This window comes from Methylobacterium sp. WSM2598 (genome assembly GCF_000379105.1).
In the GTDB taxonomy this organism is placed as follows: domain Bacteria; phylum Pseudomonadota; class Alphaproteobacteria; order Rhizobiales; family Beijerinckiaceae; genus Methylobacterium.
This window is the reverse complement of sequence record NZ_KB900609.1, coordinates 664,680-684,265: the sequence shown is the minus strand read 5'-3', so window position 1 is coordinate 684,265 and position 19,586 is coordinate 664,680. Positions and strand designations below refer to the sequence as shown.

Genomic DNA, 19,586 nt, shown 5'->3' with positions numbered 1-19,586 from the left:
GCTCCGTCTCCGGGCCGCGCGGGCCCGCTCGGCGGATCATCACGTCGGGGCCCGGCGGCGGCCCGCCGGGCGTGGCCCAAAGGCCGCGATGGCCTCTAAAAACGCGGGGTTTCTGGCGTTTTTTCGACCACGTTGCGGCCGAGTCGCAGCAGCGCCGGCCCGGCTCGGCTTGAGGGCGAGTCGGCGCGCCGCTATAAGCCCGGCGCCGCGGGCGGCATCCGGCCGCTCCGCCCAGCCTTCCCTCCGACGGATCCTCCGATGGCCATCGAGCGCACCTTCTCCATCCTGAAGCCGGACGCCACCGCCCGGAATCTCACCGGCGCGATCAACGCGGTGATCGAGGAGGCGGGCCTGCGCATCGTCGCCCAGCGCCGCATCCGCATGTCGGAGGCCCAGGCCAAGACCTTCTACGAGGTCCATGCCGAGCGCCCGTTCTACGGCGAGCTCGTCTCCTTCATGACCTCGGGACCCGTCGTCGTGCAGGTGCTGGAGGGCGACAACGCCGTCGCCAAGTACCGCGAGGTGATGGGCGCCACCAACCCGGCCCAGGCGGCCGAGGGCACGATCCGCAAGCGCTTCGCCGTCTCGGTCGGCGAGAACTCGGTGCACGGCTCGGACAGCGCCGAGAACGCCGCGATCGAGATCGCGCAGTTCTTCACCGAAGCCGACATCGTCGGCTGAGATCCGCCGCGCGGGCCGGTCGGACGCGTCCCCGGGCGCCCGACCGGCCGGCGGTCCCACATCGGGTGCGCGCGGCCGGGGATCCCTCCCGGGCGGGCGCCCGCGGCACGGAGGCGGAGCGGTGACGGCGCAGGCGCGGATCGAGCGGCGGGCCTCCACCTGCCCGCATGATTGTCCCTCGGTCTGCGCCCTCGACGTCGAGGTGATCGACGGGGCCGCGATCGGGCGCGTGCGCGGCGCCGCGCGCCACTCCTACACGGCGGGCGTCGTCTGCGCGAAGGTCGCCCGCTACGCCGAGCGCGTCCATCACCCGGACCGGCTGACCCGGCCGATGATCCGGACCGGGCCCAAAGGGTCGGGGTCGTTCGCCCCGATCTCCTGGGACGAGGCCCTCGACCGCACCGCCGAGGCTTTCCTCGGGGCCGAGGCCGCGCACGGGCCGGAGGCCGTGTGGCCCTACTACTACGCGGGGACGATGGGGCTGGTAATGCGCGACGGCATCAACCGCCTGCGCCACGCCAAGGGCTATTCGGGCCAGCACTCGACCATCTGCACGACGCTCGCCTGGTCCGGCTTCGTGGCGGGCACGGGGCGGCTCGCCGGCTCGGACCCGCGCGAGATGGCCGAGAGCGACTGCATCGTGATCTGGGGCACCAACCCGGTGCACACCCAGGTCAACGTGATGACCCACGTCCAGGCGGCGCGCCGGAACCGCGGCGCGACGCTCGTGGTGGTCGACATCTACGACAACCCGACCATGCGGCAGGCCGACATGGCGCTGCTCGTGCGGCCGGGCACGGACGCGGCGCTGGCCTGCGCGGTCATGCACGTGCTGTTCCGCGACGGCCACGCCGACCGCGACTACCTCGCCCGGTACACCGACTGCCCCGCCGCGCTGGAGGCGCATCTGCGCCCGCGCGGCCCGGACTGGGCGGCGGCGATCACCGGCCTCACGGTGGCCGAGATCGAGGCCTTCGCGCGGCTCGTCGGCGCGACGAAGCGCAGCTTCTTCCGGCTCGGCTACGGCTTCTCGCGCAGCCGCAACGGGGCCGTCTCCATGCACGCGGCCCTCAGCATCCCGGCGGTGACGGGGGCGTGGCAGCATCCGGGCGGCGGCGCCTTCCACTCGAACAGCGGCGTCTACGGCCTCGACAAGACCCTGATCGAGGGGCTCGACGCCCGCGACCCGCGGGTCCGCGTGCTCGACCAGTCCCAGATCGGCCGGGTCCTGTGCGGCGACGCCGAGGCCCTGCGCGGCGGTCCTCCGGTGACCGCGCTCCTCGTGCAGAACACCAACCCGGTCTCGGTCGCGCCCGAGCAGGAGGCGGTGAAGCGGGGCTTCGCCCGCGACGACCTCTTCGTCTGCGTGCACGAGCAGTTCCTGACCGAGACGGCCCGGATGGCCGACATCGTGCTGCCCGCGACCATGTTCCTGGAGCACGACGACCTCTACACCAGCGGCGGCCACCAGCACATCCAGCTCGGCCCCCGGCTGATCGCGCCGCCCGAGGGCTGCCGCTCGAACCACGAGGTGGTGGCGGCGCTGGCCGCGCGGGTCGGCGCCGCGCATCCGGGCTTCGCCCTGAGCCCGCGCGACCTCATCGACGCGACGCTGCGCGCCTCCGGCCGGGGCAGCCTCGCCGAACTCGAGGCGGCGGGCGGCATCCTCGACGCGCAGCCCCCCTTCGCCCGCGCCCATTACCTCGACGGGTTCGGCCATCCGGACGGCCGCTTCCGCTTCCGGCCGGACTGGGGCGCCGTGCCGATCGGCCATGACGGGCCGCGGGGCCCGGCGGCGGACCTGCCGGCCCTGCCCGACCACTGGGAGGCGCCGCTCAGGACGGCGACGCCGGCCCATCCGTTCCGGCTGGCCACGAGCCCGGCGCGCAACTTCCTGAACTCGACCTTCACGGAGACGCCGACCTCGCGCGCCAAGGAGCGCCATCCGACCGTGATGATCCATCCCGAGGACGCGGCCGCGCACGGGATCGGGGAGGGGACCTGGGTGCGGCTCTCGAACGAGCTCGGCGCGGTGACCCTGCGGGCGACGCTGTGTCCGGGGCTGCGGCGCGGCGTGCTGATCGCGGAATCGATCTGGCCGAACGACGCCTATCCGGACGGGCGCGGCATCAACACGCTCACGGGCGCCGACGCGCCGGCGCCCTTCGGCGGCGCGGCCTTCCACGACAACCACGTGGCGATCGCCCCCGTGGCGGGGTGAGGGCGCCCGCGGCCCGTCCGCGCGGCGGGGTCCGCCGGGAGCGGTCGGTGCGGGGCGGGCGCCCCTTTTCCGGCCGGTGTGGCGCCCGGGTCCTTGCACGGCAGGGATGATTCGGAGTCCAACGGTCAAGCTTTCGTTGACCGGATCACCACCATGCGCCTCCGCATCGCCCTCGCCGCCGGCCTCCTGGCCCTCGGCGCCTCCGCCGCCCTCGCGGGCGGCACCGCCGCTCCCCTCGAAGCCTACCAGCCCGATCCGGCTCTGCGCACGGCGCCCAAGACCGAGCTGGAGAGCCGCGTGCGCAACGCCTGCGCGGTCGTGCAGGCCCGCCTGCAGAACGCGGCCGAGACCGCGCTGGAGCGGCCCTGCGGCTGCTACGCCAGGGCCACGCTGCGCGCCCTCGACCCGGCCGAGCTCGAAGCCTACCGGAGTACGGGCTACTTCAACGAATCCGCCCGGGCCAAGGCGCTGAGCGCCCTCGACAGCTGCAAGCTGCCCCGCCCGATCTGATCCGGGATCCGCTTGATCGCAGCGGATCCCGGATCCCAAGCCTGCGCGGCGCCTGAGCGAAGCCCAAATCCGCCATCCCGAAGGGATCAAGCGGATTTGGTATGACACGTCCGCGCGGCGCCTGAGCGAAGCCGGCATCCGCATGGCCGAAATGGGAGATGCGAAGCCATCAACCGGATGGCGGATGACACCCCGCCTCGACCGGACCGTCGATCCTGAGCCCCTCTCCCGCCCCGCGGGGGAGGGGTTTTCGTTGCGACGGGGGCGATTCCGGCTTGCGCCGCGCTGTGAACGCACATAAAGATATCTTTATGTTTCGCTCGGAGCCGAGAGAACGCCGCCGATGATCCAGCCGCTCGCCTTCTCCGACGCTCTCGGCGTGCTGCGCGCCGCCGCGGAAGAGACGCGGCTGCGCATCATCGCGCTCCTGCGCGAGGGGGAGCTGACGGTCTCGGACCTCACCGACATCCTCGGCCAGTCGCAGCCGCGCATCTCGCGCCACCTCAAGCTGATGGTGGAGGCCGGGCTGGTCGAGCGGCACCGGGAGGGTGCCTGGGCCTTCTTCCGGCTGGTCGAGGGTGTTTCGGCCATGGTCGAGCCGCTGCTCGCCGCCGCGGACAGGACCCGGCCGCCGCTCTCCGAGGACCGCGCCCGCCTCGACGCCGTGCGGGCGCAGCGCGCCGAGGCGGCCCAGAGCTTCTTCGCCCGGCTCGCGCCGCAATGGGACAAGGTGCGCTCCCTCCACGTGCCCGAGGCGACGGTCGAGGCCGCGGTGCTCGACGTGCTCGGCCCGCGGCCGATCGGCAGCCTCCTCGACCTCGGCACCGGGACGGGGCGGATGCTCGCGCTGCTCGCGCCGCGGGCGACCCGCGCGACCGGGCTCGACGCCAACCACGCGATGCTGTCGGTCGCCCGCGCGAACCTGGAGCGGCAGGGCCTGGCGCGGGTCGACCTGCGCCAGGGCGACATCCACGCGCCGCCCTTCAGCCGCGGCAGCTTCGACCTCGTGCTGATCCACCAGGTGCTGCACTACCTGGACGACCCGGCCCGCGCCCTGCGCGAGGCGGCCCGCCTCGTCGCCCCGGGCGGCCGGCTCCTGGTGGTGGATTTCGCCCCCCACGACCTCGAATTCCTGCGCGAGACGCAGGCCCATCGCCGCCTCGGCTTCGCGGCCGAGCAGGTCGCGCACTGGCTCACCGAGGCGTCGCTCGACGACGTCACCCTGCGCGAATTGCCGCCGAGCAGCGAGGCGGGCCACCGCCTCACCGTCACGCTCTGGCTCGCCCACAACCCCGCGGCGGCGATCCCCACCCGCGAGGTCGCCTGATGGTTCCCCCGACCCTCACCCCCACGCGGCCCGTGCGCGGCACGGTGTGCGTCCACCCATTCGCCTGAGAGAACCGAGGTCTCCGATGGTCTCCACCGCCTTCCGTCCGAGCCGCGAGAGCCGCCGCCCCATCCGGGTCTCCTTCGAGTTCTTCCCGCCCAAGACGACCGAGATGGAGGAGACCCTGTGGTCCTCCATCGAGCGCCTCGCGCCGCTGCAGCCCAACTTCGTCTCGGTGACCTACGGGGCCGGCGGCTCGACCCGCGAGCGCACCCACAATACGGTCGCGCGGCTGGTGCGCGAGACCAGCCTGAAGCCCGCCGCCCACCTGACCTGCGTGGCCGCCACGCAGGAGGAGGTGGACGAGGTCGTGCGCTCCTACTGGGACGCGGGCGTGCGCCACATCGTGGCCCTGCGCGGGGATCCGGCCGAGGGCGTCGGCACGGCCTATCGCGCGCATCCGGGCGGCTATGCCCGCTCCTGCGACCTCGTCGCCGGCATCAAGCGCATCGGTGACTTCCAGGTCTCGGTCTCGGCCTATCCGGAGCGCCACCCGGAGGCGCCCTCCCTCGACGCCGACATCGACGCGCTCAAGGCCAAGGTCGACAACGGCGCCGACCGCGCCATCACCCAGTTCTTCTTCGATAACGACCTCTTCTTCCGCTACCTCGACCGGGTGCAGGCGCGCGGGATCGACATTCCGATCATCCCGGGCATCCTGCCGGTGCAGAACTTCAAGCAGGCCGCGAGCTTCGCCAAGCGCACCGGCGCCTCGGTGCCGGAATGGCTGGCCGCGCGCTTCGAGGGCCTCGAGGACGATGTCGGCACCCGCAAGCTGGTGGCGGCGGCGGTGGCGGCCGAGCAGGTGCTCGACCTCGTCGACCGCGGCGTCACGGACTTCCACTTCTACACGATGAACCGCGCCGACCTCGTCTACGCGATCTGCCACCTGCTCGGCCTGCGCGCCCTGCCGAGCGCGCCGGTCGCCGAGAAGGCGGCGGCGTGAGCGGGTCCCGGCCGGGCACTCGGCCGGGGCCGCCCCGCACGACGCGGCCGCGCCGCCCAGGGCGCGGGGCCGGCGCGGCCGGGGCGCCAATCGAGGCGATCGAGGCGCCGCGCGCCGCGCGCACGGCCCCGGTCGCCGCGCCTGACCCCATCCTTCCCAGCGGGCCGGCCTCGCGCCGGTCCAGATTCCGGACCCTTGCCCGATGACCGATCTCCGCCCCGCCGACGGCGCCAACGTCCTCGCCACCCTGCGCAAGCGCGCCGCCGAGAGGATCCTCGTCCTCGACGGCGCCATGGGGACCATGATCCAGCGCCTCAAGCTCGGCGAGGCGGATTTCCGCGGCAAGCGCTTCCTCGACCACGCGCACGATCAGAGGGGCAACAACGACCTTCTGATCCTGACCCAGCCCGAGGCGATCCGGCAGATCCACCTCGACTACTTCCTGGCCGGCGCGGACGTGGTCGAGACCAACACCTTCTCGGGCACCGCGATCGCCCAGGCCGATTACGGCATGGAGGCGATCGTCCGCGAACTCAACCGCGAGGGCGCGCGGCTCGCCCGCGAGGCGGCGGTCGAGGCCGAGCGCCGCGACGGGCGGCGCCGCTTCGTGGCCGGGGCGATCGGTCCGACGAACCGCACGCTCTCGATCTCGCCCGACGTGAACAATCCGGGCTACCGCTCCGTCACGTTCGACCAGGTCCGCGACGCCTACGCCGAGCAGGTGCGCGGGCTGATCGAGGGCGGCTCGGACCTCGTCCTGATCGAGACGATCTTCGACACGCTGAACGCCAAGGCGGCGATCGCGGCGACCTGGCAGGTCTTCGGCGAGATGGGCGTGCGCCTGCCGATCATGATCTCGGGCACGATCACCGACCTGTCGGGCCGCACGCTCTCGGGCCAGACCCCGAGCGCCTTCTGGCACTCGCTGCGCCACGCCGAGCCGCTGACCTTCGGGCTCAACTGCGCGCTCGGCGCCCGCGAGATGCGCGCCCACATCAGCGAACTCTCCCGGGTCTGCGACACGCTGGTCTGCGCCTACCCGAATGCCGGCCTGCCGAACGAGTTCGGCCTCTACGACGAGAGCCCGGAGGCGATGGGCGCCCTCGTCGGCGAGTTCGCGGGAAGCGGCCTCGTCAACATGGTGGGCGGCTGCTGCGGCACGACGCCGGACCACATCCGCGCCATCGCCGAGGCGGTGGCCGGCAAGGCGCCCCGGCGCGTGCCGGAGGTGCCGCGGCTGATGCGGCTCTCGGGCCTCGAACCCTTCACGCTGACGAAGGAGATCCCCTTCGTGAACGTCGGCGAGCGCACGAACGTCACCGGCTCGGCCAAGTTCCGCAAGCTCGTCACCAGCGGCGACTACGCGGCCGCCCTCGACGTCGCCCGCGACCAGGTCGCGGCCGGCGCTCAGGTCATCGACGTCAACATGGACGAGGGCCTGCTCGATTCGCGCGCCGCGATGGTCGAGTTCCTGAACCTGGTCGCGGCCGAGCCCGACATCGCCCGCGTGCCCGTGATGGTCGATTCCTCGAAGTTCGAGGTGATCGAGGCCGGCCTGAAATGCATTCAGGGCAAGCCGATCGTGAACTCGATCTCGCTCAAGGAGGGCAAGGAGAAGTTCCTCACCGAGGCGCGGATCTGCCGCGCCTACGGCGCCGCCGTGGTGGTGATGGCCTTCGACGAGCAGGGCCAGGCCGACACGCTGGAGCGCAAGGTGGCGATCTGCACCCGCGCCTACCGGATCCTGACCGAGGAGGTCGGCTTCCCGCCCGAGGACATCATCTTCGACCCGAACATCTTCGCGGTCGCGACCGGCATCGAGGAGCATGACGGCTACGGCGTCGCCTTCATCGAGGCGGCCCGGCAGATCCGCGAGACCCTGCCCCACGCCCATATCTCGGGCGGGGTCTCGAACCTCTCCTTCGCGTTCCGCGGCAACGAGCCGGTGCGCGAGGCCATGCACGCGGTGTTCCTCTATCACGCCATCCGCGCCGGCATGGACATGGGCATCGTCAATGCGGGCCAGCTCGCGGTCTACGACGAGCTCGACCCGGAGCTGCGCGACCTCTGCGAGGACGTCGTCCTCAACCGCCGCCCCGACGCGACCGAGCGCCTCCTCGAGCAGGCGGCGAAGTTCAAGGGCGGCGGCGCCCAGCTGCGCACGGCCGACCTCGCTTGGCGCGAGGCGCCGGTCGAGAAGCGGCTGGAGCACGCCCTCGTCAACGGCATCACCGAGTACATCGAGGCCGACACCGAGGAGGCGCGCCGCACCGCGACCCGCCCCCTCGACGTGATCGAGGGCCCGCTGATGGCCGGCATGAACGTGGTCGGCGACCTCTTCGGCTCCGGCAAGATGTTCCTGCCCCAGGTGGTGAAGTCGGCCCGCGTCATGAAGCAGGCCGTCGCCTACCTGATGCCCTTCATGGAGGAGGAGAAGCGGGCGAATGGCGGCACCGGGCGCCAGGCCGCCGGCAAGGTGCTGATGGCCACCGTGAAGGGCGACGTCCACGACATCGGCAAGAACATCGTCGGGGTCGTGCTCGCCTGCAACAACTACGAGATCATCGATCTCGGGGTGATGGTGCCGGCGGCCAAGATCCTCGACACGGCCCGCAAGGAGAAGGTCGACATCGTCGGCCTCTCGGGCCTGATCACGCCCTCGCTCGACGAGATGGTCCACGTCGCCTCCGAGATGGAGCGCGAGGGGTTCGAGGTGCCGCTGCTGATCGGCGGGGCCACGACGAGCCGCGTGCACACGGCGGTGAAGATCCACCCGGCCTACGCCAAGGGCCAGGCGGTCTACGTGACCGACGCGAGCCGCGCGGTCGGCGTGGTCTCGAGCCTGCTCTCGCCCGAGACGAAGGCCGCGACGATCGAGGGCGTGCGGGCGGAGTACAAGCGCGTCGCCGAGGCGCATGCCAGGTCCGAGGCCGACAAGCAGCGCCTGCCGCTGGCCAAGGCCCGCGCCAACCCGTTCCGGGCCGAGTTCTCGACCTATCGCCCGGCGAAGCCCAGCTTCACGGGCACCCGCGTCTTCCGCTCCTACGACGTGGCCGAGCTCGTCCCCTACATCGACTGGACGCCCTTCCTGCAGACCTATGAGTTCAAGGGCCGCTTCCCGGCGCTCCTGGACGACCCGGTCCAGGGCCCGGCGGCGCGCGCCCTGTTCGACGACGCGCAGGCGATGCTGGCGCGGATCGTCGAGGAGCGCTGGTTCAACCCGAAGGCGGTGATCGGCTTCTGGCCGGCGAACGCGGTCGGCGACGACATCCGCCTGTTCACGGGCGAGAGCCGCACCGACAGGCTCGCCACCTTCCACGGCCTGCGCCAGCAGCTCTCGAAGCGCGACGGGCGCCCCAATACCTGCCTGTCGGACTTCGTCGCCCCGCTCGACTCCGGCGTTCCGGACTATGTCGGCGGCTTCGTGGTCACGGCGGGTCTGGAGGAGGTGCGCATCGCCGAGCGCTTCGAGCGGCAGAACGACGATTACCGCTCGATCCTGGTCAAGGCCCTCGCCGACCGCATCGCCGAGGCCTTCGCCGAGCGGATGCACGAGCGGGTGCGCAAGGAGTTCTGGGGCTACGCGGCCGACGAGACTTTCGCGCCCGCCGACCTCGTCTCGGAGGAGTACCAGGGCATCCGCCCCGCGCCGGGCTACCCGGCCCAGCCCGACCACACCGAGAAGGCGACGCTGTTCGACCTCCTCCAGGCCGAGCCGCGGATCGGCGTGAAGCTCACCGAATCCTACGCCATGTGGCCGGGCTCCTCGGTCTCGGGCCTCTACCTCGCGCATCCCGGGGCGCATTACTTCGGGGTCGCCAAGGTCGAGCGCGACCAGGTCGAGGATTACGCCGCCCGCAAGGGCATGGACGTGGCCGAGGTGGAGCGCTGGCTCGGGCCGATCCTCAACTACGACCCGCGGCGGCACCTCGCGGCGGCGGAGTAATCCGCCGGGCGGCGGCTCATTCCGCCGCGGGGCGGAATGAGCCGCGGCGTGTCGCGCGGCGGAGCTTGACCGATCGCCTCGCCCCGGCCCAAAGCTGGGGCGGGCGCGGGTGCGGAAGGTTGGCGATGCGGACAGGTCTGTGGGTGGTCGCGAGCCTCGCCGTCCTCGCCTCTTCCGGCTGCGTGGAATTCGGCTACGTCTCGCAGACCTACGCGAGCCTGAGGCCGCAGGTCGTGACGATCGGCTGCAACGACCCCTACGAGGTGTTCGACGAGCGGCAGACGCGCCGGATGCTGATCGTCTCGAACGGCCTGCGCGAGGTCGCCGGTTGCGGCCTCGACGGGGCCGACCCGGCCCTGACGCGCCGCAAGCGCTTCAGGGACGCGGCCGTGACCTACCTGAGCGAGACGGACCGCGAGACCTGCCGGATCACCGCCGAGACGGTGTTCGACGACCTGCGCACCGAGTTCGCCTATGCCTGCGCGGAGCCGGTCGAGAAGCCGGGCACCAAGGTGAGGCGGCTTCCGGGGCGGACCTGAGGAGACACGCGCGGTGGGACGGCGCTGACACCCCGGCGCACGCGCGGGGCGCCTCAGCCCTGGCCGGTCGGCTTCGGATGCGGGAAGGTGCGCTCGGCCGCGTCGCCCGCCGCGGCCAGCAGCGCCCGGGCGAAGCGCCGCGCCTCGCCCCGATCCAGCGCGATCACCGCCGTCACCGGCTCGCCGCCGAGTTCGGACAGGCCGAACTCAACCTGCACGCCCGCTTCCGTCGGCGTCACCCGCAGGGTCCAGTCGCGTTCGCTCATCACGGCGCATTCCAGGACGGGACGCTCCCGCCGCGAATCAGCCTATAGACCATTTTCCGCCGCCCGCGACCTGTCCGACTGCGCAGGGGCGGTTGACCCGCGCCCGCCGCGCGTGGTGGGTGCCCCCCGTCAGGCGGGGCGCCCTCCGTCCCGCGCGCAGGATGAAGCGATGAGCGAGATTCTCTTCCGCACCGGGGAGGCCACCGTGCTGGCCGCCGAGGGCCAGTTCACCGACGCCATGCCGGAGGTGCTGATCGGATCGGTGCGCGGCCCGGTCGGGACCGCCTTCGCGTCGATGATGGGGCAGGTCCAGGGCCACACCCGGATGTTCGTGGTGCGCGACCTCAACCAGCTCGTCCGCCCGGCCACCATGATGACCACCAAGGCGACGATCCAATCCGCCGACTACGTCGAGCTCCTCGGCGGCGTGGTCCAGGCCGCCACCGGCGACGCCATCGTCGATTGCGTGATCGAGGGCATCCTGCCGAAGCAGGGCCTGGACGAGCTGTGCATGATCATCATGATCTGGCTCGATCCGCGCTGCGCCGACGATGCGAATCTCGACCGCAAGGACCTCTACCGGACCAATTACGAGGCGACGAAGCTCGCGATCGCCCGCGCCCTCAAGGGCGAACCGACGATCGAGGAACTGATCGCCAACCGGAAGACCGTGAAGCACTACGCCCTGGAGGACGTGATCGACTACGAGGCGTGACCGCGCGATCACGCAGGGCGGGAACGCTGTGTCCGGCCGAGCGTGGCGGTTGACCCCCCGGCGGCCGCGCCCCAAGGTGCGCGCCGCCTGCAGGGCCGACTCTCCGGCCCATCGCGCCGACCGAGGCATCCGATGCGTCTCCGCCGTGCCGTCCTGGTCCTGTCCACGCTCGTCCTGATCGGATCGGGGCCGGCCTTCGCCCAGGGCGAGGCCGCCCCTGCCCCCGCCGCGCCGAAACCCGAGGCGCCGCGGGGACCGGCCCGAAAGCCCGCCTCCTCGGCGATCCAGATCTGGGACGCGCGGATCGAGGGCGGCGACCTGCGCATCTCCGGCAATGTCGGCAAGGCGGGCGTGACCGTCTCGCTCGACGACGAGGTCGCGGTCCAGAGCGACCGGCGCGGCCGCTTCGCGATCAAGGTCCCGTACGTTCCGCAGACCTGCGTGGCGACCCTGACGGCGGGCGAGGAGTCGCGCGAGGTCGCGGTGGCGAATTGCGCCCCGCAGGGCCAGCCCGGCCCCGCCGGCCAGCCCGGGCCGACCGGCCCGCAGGGCGTGGCCGGCCTGCCCGGCCCGAAGGGCGACCCGGGGCCGCAGGGACCGGCGGGTCCCAAGGGGGAGCCCGGGCCCAAGGGTGAGCCCGGGCCCAAGGGTGAGCCCGGACCCAAGGGGGAGCCGGGCCCGCGCGGAGAGGCCGGACCTCAGGGCGCGCCGGGGCCCAAGGGCGAAGCTGGATCAAGGGGCGAACCCGGACCAAGGGGCGAACCTGGCCCGAAGGGAGAGGCGGGGCTGCCTGGCGCGCCCGGCCCGAAGGGCGAGGCCGGTCCGCGCGGACCGCAGGGCGAGCGCGGACCCCCGGGCGCGCCCGGCGCGGCGGCCCCCGTCGCCGCGGCGACGGCGCTGCCGATGCGGGTCCTGCGCAGTGAGACCTGCGCCACCGGCTCCTGCGAACTCGCCTGCGAGGGCGGCGAGACGCTGCTCTCGGCCTATTGCGTGCGGGCCGGCGCGCCGACCTTCACGCGGCGGGAGGGCGGGCAGGCCGCGGCCTTCTGCCCGTCCGAGAGCGCCGGCATCGTCGCGGTCTGCGCAAAGCTCTGAGACGACATCCGACGGATTGCTTCGCCTTGCGGATGTCGGCGTCGCTCAGGCGCCGCGCGGGCTTGTGACGCTGTCCGGACGCGATCGTCCGGACAGCCCATGAGCCGGATCAGCGGCGCGCCAGCCAGGCCAGAACGCCCTCGGCGGCGGCCCGGCCGGTGGCGAAGCTCGCCTGCAGCAGGTAGCCGCCGGTCGGCGCCTCCCAGTCGAGCATCTCGCCCGCCAGGAAGGTCCCCGGCCGGCCCGTCAGCATGAAGCGCGCGTCGATCGCCCCGAGGGCGACGCCGCCCGCCGACGAGATCGCCCGGGTCAGGGGCTGGAGCCCGGTCAGGGTCAGCGGCGCGGCCTTGACCAGCCGGGCGAGCGCGTCGGGCGCGGCCGGCAGGTCGCGGCCGGCGGCCTCCCGCAGCAGGCCCGCCGCGACCGGGCTCAGCGACGCCGCCTTGCGCAGGGTCGTGGCGCGCGACTGCCCGGGGCGGGCGGAGGCGAGCCTGCGGGCGAGGAGGTCGGCCTCGAGGTCCGGCCGCAGGTCGACGGTGAGGCGCGCGGCGCCCGTCGCCAGGATCGCCTCGCGCAGCGCGCGCGACAGCGCGTAGACCGCGCCGCCCTCGATCCCCTCCGCGGTGATGACGGCCTCGCCGCGCACCCGCTGCCCGCCCGCGCTCAGCGCGATCCGCTTGAGCGGCGCGCCGGCGAAGCGGGACGCGAAGGGCTCCGACCATTCCACCCGGAACCCCGCATTGGCCGGGCGCAGCGGCGCGACCGGGATGCCGGCCTCCCGCAGCAGCGGCACCCAGCTCCCGTCCGAGCCGAGGCGCGGCCAGCTCCCGCCGCCGAGGGCGAGCAGCGTCGCGTCGGCGGCGAGGATGGCCTCGCCCTCGGGCCCGGCGAGACGCAGCCCGCCATGCGGGGCGAAGCCGATCCAGCGCGTGCGCGTGCGCAGCGCGACGCCCGAAGCCGCGAGCCGCGCGAGCCAGGCCCGCAGCAGCGGCGAGGCCTTGAAGGCGGTCGGGAAGACGCGCCCGCTCGATCCCACGAAGGTCGGCTGGCCGAGTTCCTCGCACCACGCCCGGAGGGCGTCGGGCGGGAAGGCGCGGATCGCCGCCGCGACCGCGCCGCCGGCCGGGTGGTAGCGGGCGAGGAACTCCTCCAGCGGTTCGCTGTGGGTGAGGTTGAGCCCCCCGCGCCCGGCGATCAGGAGCTTGCGGGCGGGCGAGGGCATCCGCTCGATCACCGTCACGGCGCACCCCGCCCGCGCCAGGGTCTCTGCCGCGAACAGGCCCGCCGGCCCCGCCCCGATCACCGCCACGCGCGCATCCGTCATGGCCGGACCAGAGCGCCGCCGCGGCGCCCTCTGTCAACCGCCCGCCCTTGATCCGCCGGCCCGCGCGACTTAAGTGCAAAGCATCGGCTGCGGGCCCCTCTGGCGAGCCGCGCTTCTGAGCGCCTCGTGATGTCGGAGCCGATGCTTTCTCCCGTAAGCATCCATGGTCCCGCGCATGGTCGAACTCCTCTCCGTCGCATGGCTCGGCAAGCCGATCTGGATGTGGCTCCTGTTCCACGCCGTGATCGTGCTGCTCCTCGCCTTCGATCTCGGCCTGCTGCACCGTGACAGCAACCGCGAGATCGGTGTGAAGGAGAGCTTGCTGCTCACCGCCTTCTATCTCAGCCTCGGTTTGCTCTTCGGCGGCTGGATCTGGTGGTATCTTGGGCCACAGGCGGGGCAGGAATACATCGCCGGATTGGTCGTCGAGAAATCGCTCTCGATGGACAACGTTTTCGTCATCGCGGTGATCTTCGGGTTCCTGGGCATCCCGCGGGTCGCGCAGCACCGGGTCCTGCTCTGGGGCATCCTGGCGGCGGTGCTGCTGCGCGGTCTGATGATCGGGCTGGGCGCGGCGCTGGTGCACGAGGCGGAGTGGGTGCTGACCTTCTTCGCGGCGTTCCTGATCTACGCGGGCGCCCGCATGCTGTTCTCGGGGGCCGAGGAGGACGACGAGGGCGAGACGGCGAACCGCTTCGCCGCCTTCATGCGCCGCCGCTTCCGGGTGACGCCGGACCTGCACGGCCACCGCTTCACGGTGCGCCTGCCCGACCCGAAGACCGGCCGGATGGTGCGCTGGTTCACGCCGCTGGCCCTGGCCCTGGTCCTGGTCAACGGCGCCGACGTGATCTTCGCGGTCGACAGCGTCCCGGCGATCTTCGCCATCACCACCGACACCTACGTGGTCTATACCTCGAACATCTTCGCGATCCTGGGCCTGCGCGCGCTCTACTTCGCGCTCGCCGCGATGGTCGACCGCTTCGCCTATCTGAAGACGGCGCTGGCGCTGATCCTGATCTTCATCGGCACGAAGATCGTGGTGGCCGACACCTTCGGCTGGATCGACATCGAGCCCTGGGTGTCGCTGGTCGTGACCGTGTCCCTGCTGGCCGTCGGGATCGCCTACAGCCTGTGGCGCACCCGCGAGGCGCCCCATCCGATCGTCGAGGAGCCGGTCGAGCGGCGGGCGGTGCGGGGGTAGCGTGAGGCCCCGGCGAGGTCCGGCGGCCGCGATTGGTCCGGACGTCCGCTGACCGGCTGCGCCGACCCGGTCAGGCCGGGGGCGCCGCCACGGGATCCCGGATCACACGCCTGCGCGGCGCCTGAGCGAAGCCCAAATCCGCCATCCCGAAGGGATCAAGCGGATCACCAGCCCGCGCGGCGCCTGAGCGAAGCCCAAATCCGCCATCCCGAAGGGATCAAGCGGATCACCAGCCCGCGCGGCGCCTGAGCGAAGCCCAAATCCGCCATCCCGAAGGGATCAAGCGGATTTGGTATGATGCGGTTCCCGCCCGATCCGGTTCTCGATCGACGGGGTCCGCCTTGCCGGACGGCGATGCCGACCCGACCAAGCGAGGCCCCTCCGGTGCCGGGACCCGCTCGCGCGACGCGGATCCCGTCTCGGCTGCCCTGGCCGCCTACTCGGCGGCCTCGCGGAAGGCCTCGACCTTCCCGCCGAGGATCGCCTGCGCCACCGCCGCACCGCCCGCGCGGTGCGGGATGCCGGCCGCCGCGAGGCCCATCTCGACGCCCGCGAGGGCGCCCGCGATCGTCAGGTCGTTGAAGTCGCCGATGTGGCCGATCCGGAATACCCGGTCCGCGAGCGGGCCGAGGCCGCTGCCGAGCGCCATGTTGAACCGCTCCAGCACCAGCGCCCGGAACGCGTCCGCCGAGTGGCCCTCCGGCATCCGCACCGTGGTCACGGTCGGCGAGGCCTGGGCCGGCACGGCGCACTGGGTCTCGAAACCCCAGTGCCGCACGGCGGCGCGGGTCGCCGCGGCGGCCCGGGCGTGCCGCGCGAAGACCGCGTCGAGGCCCTCGGCGTGCAGCGTCTCGATCGCGACCTTGAGCCCGTACAGGAGGTTGATCGCGGGGGTCTGCGGGAAGTAGCCGGTGCGGTTGGCCGCCAGCATGTCCTCCCAATCCCAGTAGGCGCGCGGCAGCGTCGCCTGCCGCGAGGCGGCGAGCGCCTTGTCCGAGACCGCGTTGAAGGCGAGGCCCGGCGGCAGCATCAGCCCCTTCTGCGAGCCGCCCACCGTGACGTCGACGCCCCAGGCGTCGTGGCGGTAATCGGTCGAGCCGAGCGACGAGATCGTGTCGACCATCAGCAGGGCCGGGTGGCCGGTGCGGTCGAGGGCGGCGCGCACGCCCTGCACGTCCGAGAGCGTGCCCGTGGCGGTCTCGTTGTGCACGATGCAGACCGCCTTGATCCCGTGCTGCCGATCCTCGGCGAGGTGCGCCTCGATCGCCGCGACGTCGACGCCCGAGCGCCAGTCGCCCCGGATGAATTCGGGCTTGAGGGAGAGCTTGCGGGCCATCCGCTCCCACAGCGCGGCGAAGTGGCCGGTCTCGTACATGAGCACGCGGTCGCCGGCCTGGAGCGTGTTGACCAGGGCCGATTCCCAGCCGCCGGTGCCCGAGGCGGCGTAGATCAGGACCGGGTTCTCGGTCTTGAAGATCGTCTTGATGCCCGCCAGCACCTCGCGCCCGAGCTGCCCGAACTCGGCGCTCCGGTGGTCGATGACGGGCCTGGCGGTCGCGGCCAGGATCGGCAGCGGCACGTTGGTCGGCCCCGGGATCTGAAGGAAGTGGCGGCCGGGCTGGTGGGACATGGGCGTTCCTCGGTGCGCGATCCCGCGCCTCGCGGGACGGGTCCGGCGGCCTCTGTGCGCGAATTGCGGCCGGAGGGGAGGGAGGGCTGACGGTGCCACGAGGACGACCGGCGGCCCCTACGGGCATGCGTCACCGCGCCCCGATCATCGCCGCGCGTTCTGACAAAGGATTAGGCAGCAAACAAGTGCAGTCTGAGCAATGGCCGCGCAGCGTGGCGGCCCGCGCTGAAATGGCGCGGGGAAGGGGCCGCTTGCCCCGGCAGGGCGCCGTCAGCCGGGCCGGGCCGCGAGCAGGTCCCGCAGCGTCGTGATCGTGGAGGAATCCGCCACCCCGTCGACCCGCTCGGGCCGGAAGTGGCGCTGGAAGGCCTCCACCACCGCCCGCATGCCGGAGTCGAAGCGCCCGGTCACCGGCTGGTCGTAGCCGTAGAGGGCGAACATCGCCTGCAGCGCCTCGATGGGCTGACCGGCATCGCCCTCGGCGAAGAAGCGCCCGTCGCGGATCGGCACCGGCGGGACGAAGTGGCCGATCCCCTCCCGGTGCAGGCGCGCCCACGGGAAGGTCTCGCCGGGATCCTGCTTGCGGGCCGGCGCCACGTCCGAGTGGCCGAGGACGCGGTCGGCGCGGATCGGCCAGCGGGCGAGGATGTCGCGCGAGAGGGCGATGACGGCCGCGACCTGCGCCTCCGGGTAGGGCGGCAGCCCGCCCGCGTGGCCCGGATGGGCGATCTCGACGCCGATCGAGCGGGAATTGACGTCGCGCTCGCCCTCCCAGGCGGCCTCGCCCGCGTGCCACGCCCGGCGCCCCTCGGGCACCATCTGCACCACGCGCCCGTCCTCGAACACGAAGTAGTGGCAGGACACTTCGGACAGGGGATTGGCGAGGCGCAGCAGCGCCTCGCCCGCGTCCGGCATCCCCGTGTAGTGGAGGAGCAGCATGTCGACGGGGCGGCGCCGCTCGCCGTGGCTGGGGGAGGGCACGACCTTCGTGGCGACGGGGCTCTCGGGAGACGGCTTCATCGGCGGATCCGGTCAGAGCCCGCGCTCGGCGGCGATGCGGTCCCAGGCGGCGTTGATCGCCGCGAGGCGGCGGGTGGCGATGGCGACCGCCGCCGGCGGCAGGCCGCGGGCCACGGCCCGGTCGGGATGGTTCTCGGCGACGAGCGCCCGGTAGCGCGCCTTCAGCTCGGGATCCGGCAGGCCGCGCGCGACCCCGAGCGCCTCGTAGGGATCGTCCGCCAGCCGCACGTGGCGGGCGGCGAGGCAGGCGAAGCGGGCCTCGTCGAGGCCGAAGATCTCGGCCACCGCGCGCAGGTACTGCGCCTCCTTCTCGTGGAGCGCCCCGTCCGCCTTGGCGATGTGGAACAGGCCGTCGAGCACGTCCTCCAGCAGGCGCGGCTCCTCGCGGAAGGCCTCGGCGATCTGCTGGGCGTAGGCCTCGAAGCCGGCGGTGGTCCCCTTGGCGAGATCGAACAGCCGGGTCACGCCGGCCCGCTCCGCCTCGGGCACGCGCACCACCTCGGCGAAGGCCGCCACCTCGGCCGGGCTCACGACCCCGTCGGATTTCGCCATCTTGGCGGCGAGCGCGACGAGGCCGGTGGTGAACACGACCTCCCGCGGCGTCGGGCCGAACAGCGACCCCTCGCGGTCGAGCAGGAAATGCCCGGCCACGGCGCCGAGGAGCGCGCCGAGCGGGCCGCCCACGGCGAGGCCGAGGCCGGCGCCGCCGATCTTTCCCCAGAGCGCGTGGCTCATCGCGGCGGGAGGCCGGGGCGCCGCGGCGCGGCCGGCCGCTGGAACGGCGGAATCGTCATGGGGTCGTCTTGTAGGGCCGAAAGCGGGCCGGCGGAACCGGGCAACCCGCCTCAGGCGAGGGTCGCGAGGCGCGGGCCGGAGCGCCGCGCCTCGCCGCCGCATCAGCGGCAGTAGATGTTGCCGTAGGGGTCGCGGTAGGTCCCGTAGGGGCATTGCGGCGCCGTGGCCGCGCCCACGATCGCGCCGCCGGCCGCGCCGACGAGGCCGCCCGCGACGGCGCCGCTCGCCCGGCCCGTCGCCGCCGCGCCGATCGCCGCGCCGGTCAGGCCGCCGAGGGCCGCACCGCCCGCGGCGCGGTCGCCCGGGGTGTTGCAGGCGCCGAGCGACAGCGCCATGGCGCCCGCCAGCGAGGCGGCAATGAACTTCTTCATGACGTGATTCCCTTGTGCAATTCGCGGTCTTGCGACGGATCAAGCGCCGGTCGCCGCTCTCCACAGCCTAGCTGCCCGGGCTCTGAACACCAGATGAGCGCGGCCGTTTGCGCTCCGCGGGCCCGGCGAAATCGGCCGGGCGCGGCATCCGGGCCACGCCCGGTGCCGGACCGGCCCCGCAAATCGTGTGACACCGGTCGCCACGATGCGTAGAGGAGGGGCGTCGAACGCCGTCCGCGAGGGTCCCGCATGCTGCGCGCCACCACCATCGTCCGCAAGCCCGCCGTCCGGCCGGATGCCGTGGCGGACACCATCACCCTCGACCACGCCGCCCGCCTCCGGCGCGAGGGCGCGTTCACGGCCGAGAAGGGGCTCGCCTTCCGGCTCGACCTCGCCCGCGCGGCGGGGCTGGAGGACGGCGACGCCCTGCGCCTGGAGGATGGCCGGCTGGTGCGGATCGCCGCCGCCGCCGAGAGCCTGCTGGAGGTGCGTGCCGAGAACCCGCTGCGCCTGACCCGGCTCGCCTGGCAGCTCGGCAGCAACCACGTCGCCCTCGAAGTCACCGCCGAGGCGCTCTACGTGAAGGCCGACCCGGTCGTCGCGGATCTGGTCCGCGGGCAGGGCTGCCTCGCGAGCGCCGTCGAGCGCCCGTTCCGCCCCGAGCGCGAGGTCGTGGCGCACGACCACAGCCAGTGCGGCCACGATCACTCCCACGACCACCATCACCACGAACCGCATGCCCAGGATCACCACGGGCAAGAGCATCACGGGCAAGAGCATCACGGGCAAGAGCATCAGGGGCAAGCGCATCAGGGGCAAGCGCATCACGGGCACGACCACCATCGTCACGACCACGGGCATGACCACGGGCACGCGCACCACCACGACCACGGCCACTCCCACGGGCACTGACCGGCAGGACGGAATGCCGGCCGGGTT

17 protein-coding genes are annotated in these 19,586 nt (G+C 73.0%); 11 read left to right on the top strand and 6 right to left on the bottom strand.

What is annotated here, in order from left to right:
• Positions 1–258 precede the first annotated feature (258 nt).
• The 7 genes from ndk to MET2598_RS0103290 all read left to right on the top strand — a co-directional run bounded on the left by ndk (position 259) and on the right by MET2598_RS0103290 (position 10,230).
• Complete coding sequence (ndk, locus tag MET2598_RS0103320; RefSeq protein WP_012334093.1) at positions 259–681, top strand: nucleoside-diphosphate kinase; 423 nt, start codon at positions 259–261, stop codon at positions 679–681.
• Positions 682–802: 121 nt separating this feature from the next.
• Positions 803–2,902, top strand: a complete 2,100-nt coding sequence (locus MET2598_RS0103315; protein WP_018259858.1) for a molybdopterin oxidoreductase family protein — start codon at positions 803–805, stop codon at positions 2,900–2,902.
• A gap of 153 nt (positions 2,903–3,055) precedes the next feature.
• A complete protein-coding gene (locus MET2598_RS0103310; RefSeq protein ID WP_012334095.1) occupies positions 3,056–3,412 on the top strand; it encodes a hypothetical protein in 357 nt (118 codons plus the stop codon).
• Positions 3,413–3,755: 343 nt separating this feature from the next.
• On the top strand, positions 3,756–4,739 hold the full coding sequence (locus MET2598_RS0103305) for an ArsR/SmtB family transcription factor (protein ID WP_012334096.1): 984 nt from the start codon (positions 3,756–3,758) through the stop codon (positions 4,737–4,739).
• Between the two features lie 85 nt (positions 4,740–4,824).
• The gene (gene metF, locus MET2598_RS0103300; protein ID WP_012334097.1) at positions 4,825–5,745 is read left to right on the top strand and encodes a methylenetetrahydrofolate reductase [NAD(P)H]; all 921 of its coding nucleotides are present in this window, start codon (positions 4,825–4,827) and stop codon (positions 5,743–5,745) included.
• A 202-nt stretch (positions 5,746–5,947) separates the two neighbouring features.
• Positions 5,948–9,691, top strand: coding sequence for a methionine synthase (metH, locus tag MET2598_RS0103295; protein ID WP_018259857.1), 3,744 nt, complete (start codon positions 5,948–5,950; stop codon positions 9,689–9,691).
• A gap of 125 nt (positions 9,692–9,816) precedes the next feature.
• A complete protein-coding gene (locus tag MET2598_RS0103290) occupies positions 9,817–10,230 on the top strand; it encodes a hypothetical protein (RefSeq protein ID WP_198292997.1) in 414 nt (137 codons plus the stop codon).
• A 53-nt stretch (positions 10,231–10,283) separates the two neighbouring features.
• On the opposite strand, the gene MET2598_RS0103285 is transcribed toward MET2598_RS0103290, so the two are convergent.
• Entirely contained in the window at positions 10,284–10,496 is a 213-nt protein-coding gene (locus MET2598_RS0103285) for a hypothetical protein (RefSeq protein ID WP_012334100.1), read from the bottom strand.
• Between the two features lie 169 nt (positions 10,497–10,665).
• On the opposite strand from MET2598_RS0103285, the gene fae reads away from it, so the two are divergent.
• Together fae and MET2598_RS0103275 are read left to right on the top strand one after the other, a co-directional pair.
• Positions 10,666–11,211, top strand: coding sequence for a formaldehyde-activating enzyme (gene fae, locus MET2598_RS0103280; protein WP_012334101.1), 546 nt, complete (start codon positions 10,666–10,668; stop codon positions 11,209–11,211).
• A gap of 132 nt (positions 11,212–11,343) precedes the next feature.
• Positions 11,344–12,306, top strand: a complete 963-nt coding sequence (locus tag MET2598_RS0103275) for a collagen-like protein (RefSeq protein WP_018259856.1) — start codon at positions 11,344–11,346, stop codon at positions 12,304–12,306.
• A gap of 109 nt (positions 12,307–12,415) precedes the next feature.
• Here the strand turns inward: MET2598_RS0103275 and MET2598_RS0103270 are convergent, their stop codons facing one another.
• Positions 12,416–13,630 carry an NAD(P)/FAD-dependent oxidoreductase gene (locus tag MET2598_RS0103270; RefSeq protein ID WP_026190480.1) on the bottom strand — a complete coding sequence of 405 codons (1,215 nt, stop codon included), beginning with the start codon at positions 13,628–13,630 and terminating at the stop codon, positions 12,416–12,418.
• 175 nt (positions 13,631–13,805) lie between these two features.
• On the opposite strand from MET2598_RS0103270, the gene MET2598_RS0103265 reads away from it, so the two are divergent.
• Positions 13,806–14,831 carry a TerC family protein gene (locus tag MET2598_RS0103265; RefSeq protein WP_036270669.1) on the top strand — a complete coding sequence of 342 codons (1,026 nt, stop codon included), beginning with the start codon at positions 13,806–13,808 and terminating at the stop codon, positions 14,829–14,831.
• A 436-nt stretch (positions 14,832–15,267) separates the two neighbouring features.
• On the opposite strand, the gene MET2598_RS0103260 is transcribed toward MET2598_RS0103265, so the two are convergent.
• From MET2598_RS0103260 to MET2598_RS0103245, 4 genes are all read right to left on the bottom strand, one after another.
• Positions 15,268–16,461: a pyridoxal-phosphate-dependent aminotransferase family protein gene (locus MET2598_RS0103260; RefSeq protein WP_018259853.1), complete on the bottom strand. Its 1,194-nt coding sequence runs from the start codon at positions 16,459–16,461 to the stop codon at positions 15,268–15,270.
• A gap of 270 nt (positions 16,462–16,731) precedes the next feature.
• Positions 16,732–17,481, bottom strand: a complete 750-nt coding sequence (locus tag MET2598_RS0103255; RefSeq protein WP_012334106.1) for an N-acetylmuramoyl-L-alanine amidase — start codon at positions 17,479–17,481, stop codon at positions 16,732–16,734.
• A 12-nt stretch (positions 17,482–17,493) separates the two neighbouring features.
• Positions 17,494–18,216: a J domain-containing protein gene (locus MET2598_RS0103250; protein ID WP_018259852.1), complete on the bottom strand. Its 723-nt coding sequence runs from the start codon at positions 18,214–18,216 to the stop codon at positions 17,494–17,496.
• A gap of 161 nt (positions 18,217–18,377) precedes the next feature.
• Positions 18,378–18,647, bottom strand: a complete 270-nt coding sequence (locus tag MET2598_RS0103245; protein ID WP_012334108.1) for a hypothetical protein — start codon at positions 18,645–18,647, stop codon at positions 18,378–18,380.
• Positions 18,648–18,896: 249 nt separating this feature from the next.
• Here MET2598_RS0103245 and MET2598_RS0103240 point away from each other — a divergent pair, with 249 nt between their 5' ends.
• Positions 18,897–19,559 carry an urease accessory protein UreE gene (locus tag MET2598_RS0103240; protein ID WP_018259851.1) on the top strand — a complete coding sequence of 221 codons (663 nt, stop codon included), beginning with the start codon at positions 18,897–18,899 and terminating at the stop codon, positions 19,557–19,559.
• Positions 19,560–19,586 lie beyond the last annotated feature (27 nt).